This window comes from Tenacibaculum tangerinum, from assembly GCF_029853675.1.
Lineage (GTDB): Bacteria > Bacteroidota > Bacteroidia > Flavobacteriales > Flavobacteriaceae > Polaribacter > Polaribacter tangerinum_A.
Genome location: NZ_CP122539.1, coordinates 3,563,896 through 3,579,166, shown reverse-complemented (window position 1 = coordinate 3,579,166; position 15,271 = coordinate 3,563,896). Strand labels below are relative to the sequence as shown.

Annotated in this window: 13 protein-coding genes and 1 pseudogene; 11 read left to right on the top strand and 3 right to left on the bottom strand. The window is 32.5% G+C overall.

Going from position 1 to position 15,271, the window contains the following annotated elements:
* Nucleotides 1-2 precede the first annotated feature (2 nt).
* From P8625_RS16095 to P8625_RS16065, 7 genes are all read left to right on the top strand, one after another.
* Nucleotides 3-890, top strand: coding sequence for a ParB/RepB/Spo0J family partition protein (locus P8625_RS16095; RefSeq protein ID WP_279651432.1), 888 nt, complete (start codon nt 3-5; stop codon nt 888-890).
* Between the two features lie 42 nt (nt 891-932).
* A complete protein-coding gene (locus P8625_RS16090) occupies nt 933-1,469 on the top strand; it encodes a DUF5683 domain-containing protein (protein WP_279651431.1) in 537 nt (178 codons plus the stop codon).
* Between the two features lies 1 nt (nt 1,470).
* Nucleotides 1,471-2,172 (top strand): 4-hydroxy-tetrahydrodipicolinate reductase, encoded by a 702-nt coding sequence (gene dapB, locus P8625_RS16085; RefSeq protein WP_279651430.1) that lies wholly within the window; start codon nt 1,471-1,473, stop codon nt 2,170-2,172.
* A gap of 80 nt (nt 2,173-2,252) precedes the next feature.
* Nucleotides 2,253-3,833 carry a signal peptidase I gene (gene lepB, locus P8625_RS16080; RefSeq protein WP_279651429.1) on the top strand — a complete coding sequence of 527 codons (1,581 nt, stop codon included), beginning with the start codon at nt 2,253-2,255 and terminating at the stop codon, nt 3,831-3,833.
* Nucleotides 3,833-4,453, top strand: a complete 621-nt coding sequence (locus P8625_RS16075; protein WP_279651428.1) for a WbqC family protein — start codon at nt 3,833-3,835, stop codon at nt 4,451-4,453. Before lepB ends, P8625_RS16075 begins: the two co-directional genes overlap by 1 nt.
* A gap of 19 nt (nt 4,454-4,472) precedes the next feature.
* Complete coding sequence (locus P8625_RS16070; RefSeq protein WP_279651427.1) at nt 4,473-5,048, top strand: Crp/Fnr family transcriptional regulator; 576 nt, start codon at nt 4,473-4,475, stop codon at nt 5,046-5,048.
* A 163-nt stretch (nt 5,049-5,211) separates the two neighbouring features.
* The gene (locus tag P8625_RS16065) at nt 5,212-5,808 is read left to right on the top strand and encodes a Crp/Fnr family transcriptional regulator (protein ID WP_279651426.1); all 597 of its coding nucleotides are present in this window, start codon (nt 5,212-5,214) and stop codon (nt 5,806-5,808) included.
* A 284-nt stretch (nt 5,809-6,092) separates the two neighbouring features.
* On the opposite strand, the gene P8625_RS16060 is transcribed toward P8625_RS16065, so the two are convergent.
* Entirely contained in the window at nt 6,093-7,631 is a 1,539-nt protein-coding gene (locus tag P8625_RS16060) for a peptide MFS transporter (protein WP_279651425.1), read from the bottom strand.
* 196 nt (nt 7,632-7,827) lie between these two features.
* Here P8625_RS16060 and P8625_RS16055 point away from each other — a divergent pair, with 196 nt between their 5' ends.
* The 4 genes and pseudogenes from P8625_RS16055 (at nt 7,828) to P8625_RS16040 (ending at nt 13,008) form a co-directional block, all read left to right on the top strand.
* Nucleotides 7,828-8,511, top strand: a complete 684-nt coding sequence (locus tag P8625_RS16055; protein WP_279651424.1) for a TetR/AcrR family transcriptional regulator — start codon at nt 7,828-7,830, stop codon at nt 8,509-8,511.
* Nucleotides 8,498-10,167: pseudogene (locus tag P8625_RS16050) on the top strand (peptidase domain-containing ABC transporter). The gene P8625_RS16055 and the pseudogene P8625_RS16050 overlap by 14 nt, the downstream one beginning before the upstream one ends.
* Nucleotides 10,168-10,173: 6 nt before the next feature.
* The gene (locus tag P8625_RS16045; protein WP_279651423.1) at nt 10,174-11,535 is read left to right on the top strand and encodes an HlyD family secretion protein; all 1,362 of its coding nucleotides are present in this window, start codon (nt 10,174-10,176) and stop codon (nt 11,533-11,535) included.
* 75 nt (nt 11,536-11,610) lie between these two features.
* Nucleotides 11,611-13,008 carry a TolC family protein gene (locus P8625_RS16040; RefSeq protein WP_279651422.1) on the top strand — a complete coding sequence of 466 codons (1,398 nt, stop codon included), beginning with the start codon at nt 11,611-11,613 and terminating at the stop codon, nt 13,006-13,008.
* Here the strand turns inward: P8625_RS16040 and P8625_RS16035 are convergent.
* Nucleotides 13,003-14,106, bottom strand: a complete 1,104-nt coding sequence (locus P8625_RS16035) for a hypothetical protein (RefSeq protein ID WP_279651421.1) — start codon at nt 14,104-14,106, stop codon at nt 13,003-13,005. The genes P8625_RS16040 and P8625_RS16035 overlap by 6 nt on opposite strands.
* A complete protein-coding gene (locus tag P8625_RS16030) occupies nt 14,107-15,192 on the bottom strand; it encodes an amidohydrolase family protein (protein ID WP_279651420.1) in 1,086 nt (361 codons plus the stop codon).
* Nucleotides 15,193-15,271: the final 79 nt, after the last annotated feature.

The window sequence follows — 15,271 nt, the reverse complement described above, 5'->3', positions numbered from 1 at the left end:
ACATGGCAAAAGCAACCAAAAAACAAGCTTTAGGTAGAGGTTTATCAGCATTACTAAAAGAAACTGCAGAAGTAAATTCAGCAGAAGATAAAAATGCAGATAAGTTAGTAGGAAACATTATTGAAATCGACATCAACTCGATAGACGTAAACCCATACCAACCTAGAACTTATTTTGATGAAGAAGCGTTGCGTGAATTGGCTAGCTCTATTAAAGAATTAGGAGTAATTCAGCCCATTACTGTACGTAAACTATCGAGTGATCAATTTCAATTAGTTTCTGGAGAACGCCGTTTTAGAGCTTCTAAACTTATTGGAAATAAAACCATTCCTGCATACATTCGTTTAGCGAACGACCAAGAAATGCTAGAAATGGCGTTGGTAGAAAATATTCAACGTAAAAACTTAGACCCTATCGAAGTGGCGCTGTCTTATCAACGTTTAATAGATGAAATTCAATTAACTCAAGAAGAATTGAGTACTCGTGTAGGTAAAAAACGTTCGACTGTTACCAACTATTTACGTTTATTAAAGCTAGATCCTATTATTCAAACAGGAATGCGTGACGGATTTATATCTATGGGGCACGGTCGTGCATTGATTAATGTTGATAGTAATTCAGACCAATTAACGATTTATGAGAAAATTGTTCGCGATAAACTATCAGTACGTCAAACCGAAGAGTTGGTAAAAAATTTAAAAGCTGGTACTGTAACTAAAACCGCAAAAAAGAAAGCATTACCAACTTATATTTCTGAAAGTGTTAAAGATATTAGCGATTATTTTGGTCATAAAATTGATATTAGCGTAAACAATCGCGGAAAGGGAAAAATTTCAATTCCTTTTCATTCAGAAGAAGATTTTAATCGTATTAAAAACTTATTAAAGTAATTGAACATACGTATCGTCATATTTGTTATTAGCAGTCTTTTTTTGTTTCAAAATATTTTTGCACAAAAAGATTCTATCGCTGTTAGAGCAAAGCAACTTCAATTAACAAACGACAAATACAATCCTTTATCTCCTACGAAAGCAGCTTTTTATTCAGCTATTTTTCCAGGAGGTGGGCAAATGTATAATGGAAAATATTGGAAAGCACCGATCGTATGGGCGGCCATGGGTACTAGCGCTTATTTATATATTGATAACAGTAACGAGTACAAGCGTTTTCGAACTGCTTTTAAGCTACGTAAACTAGGGTTACAAGACGAGTTTACTAGAGACGATGGTACCGTTCTTATATCTGAAGCTGGTTTGGAAAGCGCGCAAAAAACCTTGCGAAAAAACAGAGATTTATCGTTATTATCTGGTGTGCTTATTTATATTTTACAAATTATTGAAGCGAGTGTAAATGCACATTTATTGCAGTTTGACACCGACGATAGTTTATCGGTAAAACCAGTAATAACCCCCGACCCTCTGCTTATTGAAGCACCAAAGGTCGGTTTAACGTTAAAATATTCTTTTTAAGATGAAAATTGCCTTACTTGGTTATGGTAGAATGGGTAAAGAAATTGAAAAAATTGCTTTACAAAGAGGACATGAAATTGTAATTAAATCTATAGGAGAAGAAACATACGATATTAAAAAAGCAGATATCGCTATAGATTTTAGTATCCCATCTTCTGCATACGACAATATTCGTAATTGTATTGATAATAATGTACCTGTTGTTTCTGGTACTACTGGTTGGCTAGATAAATACAACGATATTGTTGATTTATGTAACCAAAAAAAGGGAGCTTTTATTTATGCTTCTAATTTTAGCTTGGGTGTGAATATTTTCTTTGAACTGAATAAGCAGCTTGCAAAAATGATGCGTACTTTAAATCAGTACACTGTTTCTATTGAAGAGATTCATCATACTAAAAAATTAGACGCCCCTAGCGGAACTGCCATTACCTTAGCAGAAGGCATTATTGAAAATAGCCATAAAAAAGCTTGGGAATTAGACACAAAAACTTCAGAAGAAAACATTCCAATCACAGCTGTAAGAACCCCAGATGTTCCAGGAACGCACACCACAACTTATGCTTCTGAAGTAGATGCTATCGACATTAAACACACAGCTCACAACCGTAAAGGATTTGCTTTAGGTGCTGTAATTGCTGCTGAGTGGTTACAAAACAAAACAGGTGTTTTTACGATGAGAGATGTGTTAAACTTAGGTTAATAACGTAACGAATACCTTAAAAAATACACCAATACTATTGAATTTTATTCCTGATTAGGAAACTCAAAAATATATTGATTATGACTTTTACAGAATGGTTTTTATTCTTTGTACTTATACAAATAATTCACTTTCTAGGCACATGGAAATTATATAAAAGGGCTGGTAGAAAAGCATGGGAGGCAGCAGTCCCTATTTACAATGCCGTTGTTTTAATGCAAATTATCAACCGCCCAAAATGGTGGGTAATTTTGTTATTTATTCCTATTGTAAACTTGTTAATGTTTCCTATAGTGTGGGTAGAAACCTGTAGAAGTTTTGGTTTTAATAAAAGACCTGATACTATTTTGGCAATTGTAACTTTAGGATTCTATATTTTTTACATTAATTATTTTACTGATGCACCCTATATAGAAAACAGAAGTTTACAACCTCGATCTACTCTGGGTGAGTGGGTTAGCTCTATAGCCTTTGCTATTATTGCAGCTACTTTGGTGCATACGTATTTTATGCAACCCTACACCATACCCACATCTTCGTTAGAAAAAACATTGTTAGTCGGCGATTATTTGTTCGTTAGTAAATTTCATTATGGTGCTCGTGTACCCATGACTACCGTGGCAGCACCTATGGCACACGATACCATTCCTTTGGTAGGTACAAAATCCTTCTTATCTGACGATAAAAACAAAGATGGTTTACTAAACAAATTGTCTTTACCTTACATGCGTATTCCTGGTTTTCAAAAAATTAAACGCAACGATATTGTTGTATTTAGTTGGCCTGCAGACACATTGGCCTTAATGTGGGGAGATAATTCAGGAAAACCAACCTACAAACCTATTGACAAACGTACCAACTATGTAAAACGTGCTGTGGGAGTTCCTGGAGACAGTTTAGAAGTTCGTGATGGATATGTGTTTATCAACGGAAAAAGAACGGTGCTACCTGACAGGGCAAAACCACAATGGTTACATATTGTAGACACTAACGGAGAAAAGTTTAGTGAAGGAGCTGTAAAGAGATACAACATCAGAGAGTGGGGAATGCAAGGAGATAAATATGTATTAAATTTAACAGATGAAGAGGCAGCTTTAATTGCTAAAAACCCTATTGTAAAAAGCATTGAAAAAAATTTAACTCCTAAAGGAAATTTTGACAAATCTATTTTCCCGCACGACCCTAGATATCTTTGGTCTAATGACAATTTTGGTCCTATTTATATTCCAAAAAAGGGAGCTACCGTTGCTTTGAACTCAAAAACAATTCCGTTTTACGAGCAAATTATCCGCAGGTATGAAAATAACAACCTGACTATTTTTGAAGACGATATTTATATTAATGGAGAAAAAGCTAAAGAATACACTTTTAAGCAAGATTATTACTGGATGATGGGTGACAACCGTCAGCGTTCTTTAGATGCCAGAAGCTGGGGGTATGTACCTTTTGATCATGTAGTGGGTAAACCAGTAATGATTTGGTTAAGTTGGGATCCGAATGCGCCTAATTTTATGGCTAAATTAGGTTCAATTCGTTGGGACCGAATGTTTACAACCGTTGGTGGCAGTGGAAAATCTGTTTCTTATCTATGGGTAGTTTTAGTATTAATTGGTGGATATATGGTCTACAGTTTTAGAAAAAGCAAACGAAAAAAAGCCTAATGTCTCTTTTCATTCCAACATACTTTGCTCCTATTTCGCAGTATGCTGCTATATATCAGTCCGATACTATAACTTTTGAGGTAGAAGATAATTATCAAAAACAAACCTATCGTAATCGCTGTTATATTTACGGGGCCAATGGTAAATTGGCTCTAAACATTCCTGTAAAACACCGAACGAAAGAAGGTAGAAAAAAAACAAAGGACACGCTGGTTGAAAATAATTTTCCGTGGCAACAACAACATTTTAAATCGTTACAATCCGCTTACCGTTCTTCTCCTTTTTTTGAGTTTTTTGAAGAAGATTTACTTCGTATTTTTAACAAGCAATACAAATTTTTGCTAGACGTAACTATTGATTCGCATTTATTTGTAACAGATGCTTTGCAAATAGAACAGCAGTATACAAAAACAAAAAACTATGAGTTAATCCATGAAAATAACGATTTTAGAGCTTTAGCTATTGCTAAGAAAGGAATTGAAATTGAAATGGACTCTTATGTTCAAATGTTCGATGATAAGCACGGCTTTATTCCTAATTTATCTATCTTAGACTTATTGTTTATGGAAGGTGGCAACACGATTAGTTTTTTAGAAAAAATTGATGTAGTTTTGAGATAATCTCATTTTTACGTCGTCAATGGATTTTTTTAGAAACTTTGCTCAAAACTTTCATCCCTCCTTATCTGAAGATACCTTTAAACAAATGCTAGCATTTTTAAGTATTCGGCATTTTCCAAAAAACTACGAATTGGTTTCTTTAGACGAAAAACCTACTTATTTTTACGTTGTAAAAAAAGGAATTATTAGGTCGTATAACATCAGCTCCAAGGGTAAAGAGCATACGAAAACTATTTATACACCCACCATGACTTCAGGTAATTTAGGAGCTTTAATAAAGAACGAACCTTCTAAATTAATTTATGAATGCTTAACCGATTGTGAAGTTTTACAATGTAATTACGAAAAGCTGTATGAACTTTCTTTAAAGAATCATGAAGTATCTATATTTCATTATAAAGTTTTACAAAGCGTATACATTAGAGAAGAATCAAAAATTTTAGAGCTCCAAATGCTAAACGCTACTCAGCGATATAAAAAACTTCAGAAGCAATTACCAGGTATTGATAACCTGATAAATCAATATCATATAGCCTCTTACTTAAATATTACTCCTGTCCAGCTCAGTAGAATTAGAAAAAACCTGATTTATTAACATATGTTAATGATTTTGTGATACAATAAATATATTTTCGTGGTATATATTACAAGTTATCTTACTTAAAAACAGACCCTGCTCTTTTTTAAGTGTTTTTTTGCACCCCTATTTTAGGTATTTTTAGTATTTTGGGGCATTACTCTCTATAACTTGTGAATATATGAATGATGACCTCAGCTGTTTTCTAGAAAAATATACTGACTCTCCTGAGTTTTTACTTTCTCATTTCAAAGACGTTATTTCTTATGCCGAATATGAACCTAATCATTTTTTAACAAAGGCTGGAGAGTATCCAAAACATTTTTTTATAATTTTAACTGGCATCGCACGTTCTTTTGTTATTAATGAAAAAGGGATAAATACAACACGTACTTTTTTTACAACTGGCGATATTACTGGATCAAATTCTGCCATGATGCAAAACATTCCTTCTGAAGTAAATTACCAAACCTTAACTAAAGTAACTTGTTATGTAGGAGATTTTCATAAACTTATTGAGTTAACTTTAAAGTATAAAGAATTTAGCTTGTTTTATATTAAAACTCTCGAACAAGGATACCTAAAAGCCGAAGAAGTTCTTTTAAACATTTCTACACTCAACGCAACAGAAAGATATTTAGAATTGCGAAAAAAAATTCCGAACATTGATAATTTAATTACACAACGCAACATAGCTTCTTACTTAAACATTTCTCCTGTACAATTAAGTAGAATCAGAAAAAAATTATTGAAAGAAAAAAATCTTAACATTTGTTAACGATTAATTCGTAAATCTTCTATAAATTTGCACCTGAAACAACCCCTTATAATTGTTTCAATTTCCCTTATATTAAAGACTTACTCCCTTGTGTGTGAGTCTTTTTTTATGTAATGTCAAATCATATATTTCTTTACCTTCCAAATTAATATAACCCAAGAGAAAAAAATTCTTAGAAATTTACTGATTTTAAAGTATCCCTTTTCTTACAGGGTATTTTCTGTAAATCTTAAACTTTTCTGTTGCGTGTAACAATCTCTGAATAGTTTCTTAGACTTTTTCTTTTAATACACTTCAAACATCCATTTTTTTACTGGCTTATAAAAAGCAATGACGAACAAACCTATGATTGCTGAAATGACTCCTAGATTGGCATACACAGAAACATACGTATATAATTGATGAAAATCCTCTGATTGCTCTAAAACTGTTCTCGACGACAAACCTGTAAATACCGTAGTTACTTTTCCAAAAAAGCCTTCTGAAAACACTCCTAAACTACCGTTTACAACAGTTGTTAAATTTGCTATTTTTCCTGCGAAAAAATGCCCGTAAAAGTTCGCTGAAAACCACACTCCCATTATAAAAGCAGTGTACTTTAGTGGCGACAACTCTGTCATTTTAGACAATCCTATAGGAGACAAGAACAGCTCTCCAGTTGTTAGTATAAAGTATCCTACAATTAAATACATCATTGGTGTTTTGGCCAATTCATCAACCTGATAACCCGATAAACCGAAGGTTATAAAACCTACTCCTAAAAAGAACAACCCTAATCCGAATTTTACCACAGAATTTGGGTTTCTATGAATTTTATGTAAATACCCCCAAAGCATTGAAAACGGGATTGCCATTAAAATGATAAAGGTTGAATTGATACTGTTGGTTTGCGCTGCATTCATACCTACTAAATTAACATTCCTGTCAGCAAACAGTGTTAACGAACTACCTGCCTGTTCAAAAATTGCAGCAAACAGCGTATATAAAACTGTAAAGAATATAGCTACAGCTAATTTTTTACGTTCTTTAGCAGTTACACTTCTAAAAATTTTAAATAAAAAAAGCATAAGTACTACCGATACTATCCAAACCAAATAATGTTCAAATTGATAATAATAAATAATCAATGCGAAAATTGGTACTGACAGAAATGCTACGATGGTTACCAAATTCCCTTTTTTAACTCCAAACTGCTTTTCATCATATAATGCTTGATCTGGAACCAAGCCTTGTCCTTCAAAAACGTTGTACTTCACTCCACCTTTAAAAACCAATAAGCCTACTAACATCCCTATGCCCGCCAAAATAAATCCGTAATGCCAACCATACACTTCAGCTAACCATGCACACAATAGTGGTGCTAATGCACCTCCAATATTTATTCCCATATAAAAAATGGTAAAACCAGCATCTTTTCTAACATCTCCTTCTTTGTACAATTTTCCAACAAAAGAAGAGATGTTGGGTTTAAAAAAACCATTTCCGACAATGATTAGAGATAGTGAACCATAAAAAAAAGCAGGGTGTTCAAAAGTCAAAAAGAAATGTCCTAATGCCATCAACAACCCTCCCAAAACAATTGCCTTTCTAAACCCCAAAATTTTATCAGCTAACATTCCCCCTATCATCGGAGTTACATATACTAAAGACATATATGCTGCGTATATACCAAAAGACATCTCATCTGTAAACAACAAGTGTTTGGTCATATACAAAACCAGCAAAGCTCGCATTCCGTAAAAAGAAAAACGCTCCCACAATTCAGCAAAAAACAAGTATAATAGTCCCTTAGGATGACCTAAAAAATCAGTTTTTGAGTTCATATCTTCCATAAATTTTAAGTTTCTGCGAATGTATTTTTAGACATACGAATACCGAAGACATGTAGTAAATTGTAGCAAAAAATAAGCTTATGTAAGTTTTTGTAACTCTTATAAGCAAAAATTTAACATCAATTTAATAGTAAGCATCATTAAATTAAAAGTAATACTATTATATTTGCGCTTTAAATTTTAAATAATGAAAAAATTACTATCAAATTTAAAAATTGAAGTCCCTTCTGGTATTTACATAAAAGATCCAGAAACTTCTGATTTAGGGAAGAGAATTATAGAAAATAGTATTATCTTAATCGAAGAAATTGGATTTGAAAACTTCAATTTTAAAAAGCTAGGTAACTTAATAGGTTCTAATGAAAGTTCTATTTATCGTTATTTTGAAAGCAAACACAAACTTTTAATTTACCTAACTTCTTGGTACTGGGGCTGGCTTCAATATCAATTAGTGTTAGAAACGTATAGCATACATAATCCGAAAGAAAAATTAATCAAAGCAATAGAAGTTCTTACTAGAAGAACTGAAAAAGATAATAACTTTACCCATATTAATGAAGTTTTACTAAATTTAATAGTAATTAATGAAAATGCTAAATCATACTCAACAAAAGAAGTGGATATAGAAAATAAAGAAGGTTTTTTTAAACTGTATAAAGAAGTCGTGAAACGTTTTGCTGAAATCATTATGAATTACAATAATGCTTACCAGCATCCGTTAACACTGGCCAGTACTGTAATTGAAGGAGCTTTACACCAACAATTTATAAAACAACACTTCAAATCACTAACGAATTGTGATGAAGACCTAACTCCTACATCCTTTTTTATTGACTTAACTTTAAACACACTTTTTAATGAACGAAGATAAAAAACTAACCCCTTGGCAACGCTTTTTGGGGTTACTAAAGCTAGAAAAAAAGACACTTTACAAATTGCTTACTATGCCATTTTTGAAGGTGCTGTAGCCCTATCTCTCCCTTTAGGGGTACAAGCCATTATAAATTTATTGCAAGCGGCACAAGTATCTGCTTCTTGGATTGTATTGGTTATATTGGTTACCTGTGGTGTTGCCTTTAGCGGCCTTTTAAAACTAATGCAGTTTAGAATTATTGAAACCATACAACAACGAATTTTCACCCTATCTTCTTTAGAGCTTAGTTATCGATTTCCTAAAATTAAAATGAGTGAGTTGCGCAACTATTATCCGCCAGAACTCGCTAATCGATTTTTTGATACCTTGACTATTCAAAAAGGAATTTCAAAAATTTTGATTGATGTTCCATCAGCACTGCTACAAATTATTTTTGCTTTGCTTTTGTTATCTTTTTACCACCCGTTCTTTATCATTTTTGGATTGCTTGTTTTGCTGTTAATTTACATTGTTTTTAAGTATACAGCGAAAAAAGGACTAGATACTAGTTTAAAAGAGTCTAAAAACAAGTATAAAGTTGCACATTGGTTACAAGAAACAGCTCGAACTATTATAAGCTTTAAAGTATCTGGTAAGACACAATTAGCTATTGCGAAATGTGACACTTTAGTAAATGATTATTTAAAATCAAGAGAAAGTCACTTTAATGTACTCGTATTGCAGTACATTCAAATGATTAGCTTCAAAGTAGTTATCACGGCGGGTTTGCTACTTATGGGAGGTTTTTTAGTATTAACACAACAAATGAATATTGGTCAATTCGTTGCTGCCGAAATCATTATCATCTTAATTATTAATTCTGTAGAAAAACTCATTTTAGGATTGGAGTCTTTTTATGATGTACTCACCTCTTTAGAAAAGTTAGGAGAAGTTATAGACAAACCTATTGAGTCACAAAAAGGAAGCGATATTAACCCAAATATTCCTTTTAAAATTGAAGTTCAAAATGTTTCCTATGTTGTAGAAAACAGACGCAGTCCTGTAATTAGTAACGTTTCCTTTGAAATAAATCCAAATGATAGAATTTTAATTCAAGGAGGCAGTGGTTCTGGAAAATCAAGTTTAATACAACTTATTGCAGGAATAATTGAACCTACTGCAGGACATATTTTTGTAAACGACCTATCTTTAAAAAGTATTTTCATTAATAATTACCGCTCTAATTTAGGCTTGTCTTTTTCAGAAGAGTCTCCCTTTGAAGGAACCATCAGAGAAAATGTCACTTTTGGTAATAAGTCTATCTCAGACGAAGAAATTCATACTGCGTTTAAAATAGTTGGTTTAACTGACTTTTTAAAACAGCAACCCAATGGCTTAGACACCTATTTAAAACCTGAAGGAAAACTTATAGGTTACACCATAGCCAAGAAAATTATTCTTGCAAGAGCCATTATTAAAAAACCAAAATTACTCATTTTAGAAGACCCACTAGATCAGTTTGAAAAGAGTGAAGCTAAAAATATTATTAATTTTATTACTGATATTTCTCAACCATGGAGTTTAATTATTATAAGTCGTAATGATAACTGGCAAGACAAATGTAATAAGCAAATTACCCTTAACAAAGGTAGTATCGTTAACTTCAAATCATAGGCACTTATGTTAAACATATCAAATAACAGAATTTCTGACCAAATTGACATAACAAAATTAAAGTCTGGGAAAGAAATTTTTACCAAAGAGCATCATAAAACGTTTAAGAAATTCTTACTTGCTTTTTCAATTATATTACTAATTATATTGTTTTTACCTTGGACACAGAATGTATCTAGCAAAGGGCAAGTAACCACATTAAAACCCAATCAACGTCCACAAACCTTACAATCTCAAATTCCTGGGCGTATCGAAGAGTGGTTTGTTCAAGAGGGTGATTTTGTAAAAAAAGGAGATACAATTTTAAGAGTCTCTGAAGTAAAAAGCGGCTATTTTGACACGAAACTCGCCGAAAGAACAGGCAATCAGTTAAACTCTAAAACACTATCTGCAAAGGCATATAACAACAAGATTATAGCCCTACAAAATCAAATAAATGCGATTAAACAAGAACGTGTACTAAAACTAGAACAAGCAAAGAACAAATTAAAGCAGGCGTATTTAAAAGCCAAAAGTGATAGTATCGATTTAGAAGCAGTTAAAATAAAACAACAAATAGCACAAACACAGTTTGACCGAGTGGTACTGTTAGAAAAAGAAGGTTTAAAAGCGGTGAAAGATGTTGAAGAAAAAAGAGCTAAACTGCAAGAACTCTCTGCGAAGCTAATTTCGCAAGAAAATAAATTTTTTACCACAAAAAACGATATTATTAACGCACAATTGGCTATAAGCAGCACACAGGCCTCTTATGCCGATAAGCTTTCAAAAACAGAAAGCAGTTTATACAGCGCTCAGTCGGGAGCATACGATGCAGAAGTTCAGGTTTCAAAGTTAGAAACAAGCTTAGCCAATTACAGCAAGCGAAACTCCTTACTTTTTATTACTGCTCCGCAAGACGGATATATTAACAAAGCCATTAAATCTGGTATTGGAGAAACCTTTAAAGAAGGAGAGCAATTGGTAAATATTATGCCTTCAAATTACGACTTGGCTGTTGAAATGTTTATAGAACCTATAGATTTGCCTCTGATACATATAGGAGAAGATGTTCGTGTACAATTTGATGGTTGGCCTGCTATTATTTTTAGCGGTTGGCCCAATGTTTCTTACGGAACGTATGGTGCTAAAATCGTTGCCATTGAAAACTTTATTAGTAGTAACGGAAAATACCGTGTATTGATTGTTCCTAACGAAAATGAAGAGCCTTGGCCAGAAGCAATTAGAGTAGGTTCGGGTGCAAAAACCATTGCTTTGTTAGAGAATGTTCCTATTTGGTTTGAGTTATGGAGACAAATTAACAGCTTCCCTCCTAACTTCTATCAGCCTGAAAATAAAGAATCTGATGAAAAAACCAAGAAGAAAAAATAAGCAATTACTCTTAACTTGTTTGTGTCTTATTAGTATGTTGCATTAAAATTAAAGAGTTTCTTTAAAAAATATTCAATGAAAAGAATAAACATCCTTTTTTTATTACTGAGTTTTGTAGCAACAGCACAAAACAACAACACTACTCTACTTAGTTTAGAAGAATACTTAGGGTATGTAAAAAAATACCATCCAGTAATTAAGCAAGCCCAGCTTATTACCAGTACTAACGAAGCTAAACTATTGAAAGCAAGAGGTGCTTTTGACCCTAAGATAGAAGTAGATTATAGTAAAAAAGAGTTTAAAGATACTGAGTACTACAAAAAACTGAACTCAACTTTTAAAATTCCGACTTGGTACGGAATCGAATTGAAGGGGAATTACGAAAATAACTCTGGCCAGTACCTAAACCCAGAAGGCAATACTCCCGATAATGGTTTGTACAATGTAGGCGTATCTGTTTCACTTGCCAAAGATTTATTTATCAATAAGAGAATGGCTACTTTAAAACAGGCCAAACTATACACAAAGCAGGGCGAATTAGAGCAGCAATTAGTAATTAATGATATTTTGTTTGAAGCCATAAACACCTACTTAAATTGGTTACAGTATTACCAAAACTATACGGTGCATAAAGACTATTATAACAATGCTAGTGTTCGATTAAGAAATGTAAAGAAAAATTTTGAGGCTGGAGATAAACCTGCAATCGATACTTTAGAAGCCAATATTAACTTAAAGAGTAGAGATTTAGATTTAGAAAAAGCCAATATTAAATACATCAAATCTACCTTAGAACTTTCTAATTATTTATGGATTGGAAATAATATTCCTATGGAATTAAAAGAAGGTATCATTCCTGACACCGATACCTTTTCTAATATTGATATTATTTTAAAAACATCGGTAAGCGCCTTATTTGATAATCAAATTGAAAATCACCCAAAACTAAAAATTCTTGAGTTAAAGAAAAGAAATTTAGAAATCAATAAACGATTAAAAATAAATAATTTATTACCTACAATAGATTATCAATATAATTTCCTAGCTTCAAAAGTGAATAATTTTGATGCTTTTAATACCGCTAATTATAAAAGTGCTCTTCAAATTAGTGTTCCTTTATTTTTACGAAAATCAAGAGGAGATTTACAACTTGCTAAGATTAAATTACAAGATATTGATTTTGAAATTGCATCGACAAGAGTCTCTTTGCTAAATAAAATTACCGCTACTGAGCGAGAAATAACTTCATACAAAAAACAAAATGAGATTTTAAAAAACCTGGTAAACGACTACATGGTTATAGTAAAAAGTGAAGAACGTAAGTTTTTTTTAGGAGAAAGTTCTATTTTTTTAATTAACTACCGAGAAGTAAAATTAATTGAAAGTAAGTTGAAAGAGATTAAAAATGAGTACGAATACGCTAAAACTAAAAGCAAACTTATTAAACTACTGGGTAGATTACATACGCTATAATTGTTGTTTATATTCTTCTAACAATGCTTCGTCAATAACTATATGCTCTGGAAGGATTCGCAAACGGTATTTACTTTCTCCTATAAAGGTAATTAGGTCTTTTCGTGCCAGCTTTTCTTCTTCTAATTTTAAAATAGAATTCATATTATCTATGATTCTAGTAATGTATGTTTGACTTTTTATATCGCCTCCTGAATTTACTATAATCGATTGTTTTTCAGCCTCTAAAAACTTTCTTCTATATGCAAATGTTAGTAAGTTTTTATATTGTGTTGTTTTCGAACCAAAATCTATTTTAGCATTGATGATTCCTTTAGATGGAATGGTCAATTTTATTAGCGACCAATCTAAAAACTGAATCTTCATTTCATTGGGTTTTGGCGTATGTGCCAACTGTATTACCCAACTTGTGGCTAATACCAAAAAAACCGATAGTAACGATGTTTTTGCTATAACTCTAATTAACTGATTGACGAATTGGTTATCAAACCCTATAAAAACATCTGATAATTGAGAAACAAATAGTAAAACGATGACTATAACAGATATAAAAGCGACCAATTTTAAGTCTCTGTACATAAAAGTCCTATAAAAAGAAACTCCCATTAAAAAACATAAAAAAGTCGTTAGTAAAACATCAGGAAGCGATGCTATTTTTATTCCATAATAAAAATTTGCACCATACAAAGAAGATAGTAAAAAAGTTATAGAGGCTACTACAACGATGATAAATGCAATAATCTTTACATTCTTTTCATTTCTATAAATGAACTTAGGAGCATCGTGTACATAATACAATGCTAGCAACCAAAATAAATTATTGATAGTTGACAGGATATTTACCCCTATCTGATACATAGTTGTATTTTGAAAAGAAAAGTGGTTTGCCGAAAGAGCCCAAATACCAGAAACTACCCATACTAACATTCCAAAACTGAAATATAGCAGACCTTTATCGACTCTTTTAATTGCATTTCCTTCTTCTAAAACTTCTTTAAATCGCTTGGTAATATTGTAGTAAATTGCTAATAGTAACACAGCTCCAATAAAAGAAATACAAACATGTAGTAGATTATGAAACTGTGTTACTTCAGTCATTTATTGTAAGATTTTAGAAACTAAATCTTTTTTTGCTTTTTCATCGTCTCCAAACAGCCATTGCAATACATTATCTTCCCACATTTTATCTTTCTCTTGCTCGTTAATAATACTTCTTTCAATTGCTAAGTCTAAAATTTTTCCTGGATACGATGACTGATTTTCACTTTCCATTTCTCCTAACGGATACGGATCATCTAATCCTATAAGCACTTGTTTTGACCCTTGATTTTTAATCAACAACTCTAAAGAACCCGTATCGTGAACTAGGGTATCGAAGAAAATATTTTTATGTCCAACTGCTTTACGTGGGTGCTGCTTACCCTCAAACAAATCAGGTCTACCATCAAATCCCTGAATACGTCGACCCAAATTCATTTGTGCTAACTGACCGCCATGTGCAAAACAAATACGCATGTTTGGATACTTTTCGTAATAGCCATTTAACGTTAAAAAGTGATAGGCATCTGCACATTGTGCCAACATCCAGATTAAGTGAAAACGCCACGATGTATTTTGTAGTTTAATGAATTTCTCTCCATCATACGGATGAATTTCTACCGCTAAATTATACTTGTTTGCTAACTCAAAAATAGGTTCGTTTTCTTCATCGAATATACAACGCCAAGTACCAATGGTATCCATATAATGGGTAGGCAAACACAACAAACGCATTCCTAACACCTCAACACAACGTTCTATTTCCCATAAAGCACCACGAACAAAACCTGGATGCACTACGAAACCGGTTGTAAATTTCGATGGATTTTCATGTTGCACACGCGCATTAAAATCGTTTTGAAAACGTAGAGCCTGCTTCATTTCTTCTAAACGCAATCCGTTTCCATATAACTGAGATAGATTTAAAACTACCGCATGGTCAATTTTAAAATGCTCCATCCATTCCAGTTTTTCATCTAAAAAGAAACTAGAGTCTGTTACGGGTCGACTCCAATCTTTTTGCAGCATAAACTTTCTGTCTTTATCCACCCAAAAAATCCCTTTGTCTTTCATAAACTGCGGAATTTGTTCTGGATAAGGTAACAAATGTGAATGTCCGTTTATTCTAAGCTTTCTTTTTTCCATTTTTAGTGTGTGATTGTGAGGCTTTGGCTATGGTAACCTGTTTTTTAAGTTGAGATATGACTTCGGCATCATTTCGACT

Excerpts from the sequence above, each read along its gene's own strand:
- P8625_RS16070 (WP_279651427.1), top strand. The coding sequence starts at position 4,473 with ATGGATTTTTTTAGAAACTTTGCTCAAAACTTTCATCCCTCCTTATCT.
- P8625_RS16065 (WP_279651426.1), top strand. The coding sequence starts at position 5,212 with ATGAATGATGACCTCAGCTGTTTTCTAGAAAAATATACTGACTCTCCT.
- P8625_RS16095 (WP_279651432.1), top strand. The coding sequence starts at position 3 with ATGGCAAAAGCAACCAAAAAACAAGCTTTAGGTAGAGGTTTATCAGCA.
- P8625_RS16035 (WP_279651421.1), bottom strand. The coding sequence starts at position 14,106 with ATGACTGAAGTAACACAGTTTCATAATCTACTACATGTTTGTATTTCT.
- P8625_RS16075 (WP_279651428.1), top strand. The coding sequence starts at position 3,833 with ATGTCTCTTTTCATTCCAACATACTTTGCTCCTATTTCGCAGTATGCT.
- P8625_RS16040 (WP_279651422.1), top strand. The coding sequence starts at position 11,611 with ATGAAAAGAATAAACATCCTTTTTTTATTACTGAGTTTTGTAGCAACA.
- dapB (WP_279651430.1), top strand. The coding sequence starts at position 1,471 with ATGAAAATTGCCTTACTTGGTTATGGTAGAATGGGTAAAGAAATTGAA.
- lepB (WP_279651429.1), top strand. The coding sequence starts at position 2,253 with ATGACTTTTACAGAATGGTTTTTATTCTTTGTACTTATACAAATAATT.
- P8625_RS16030 (WP_279651420.1), bottom strand. The coding sequence starts at position 15,192 with ATGGAAAAAAGAAAGCTTAGAATAAACGGACATTCACATTTGTTACCT.
- P8625_RS16055 (WP_279651424.1), top strand. The coding sequence starts at position 7,828 with ATGAAAAAATTACTATCAAATTTAAAAATTGAAGTCCCTTCTGGTATT.
- P8625_RS16045 (WP_279651423.1), top strand. The coding sequence starts at position 10,174 with ATGTTAAACATATCAAATAACAGAATTTCTGACCAAATTGACATAACA.
- P8625_RS16060 (WP_279651425.1), bottom strand. The coding sequence starts at position 7,631 with ATGAACTCAAAAACTGATTTTTTAGGTCATCCTAAGGGACTATTATAC.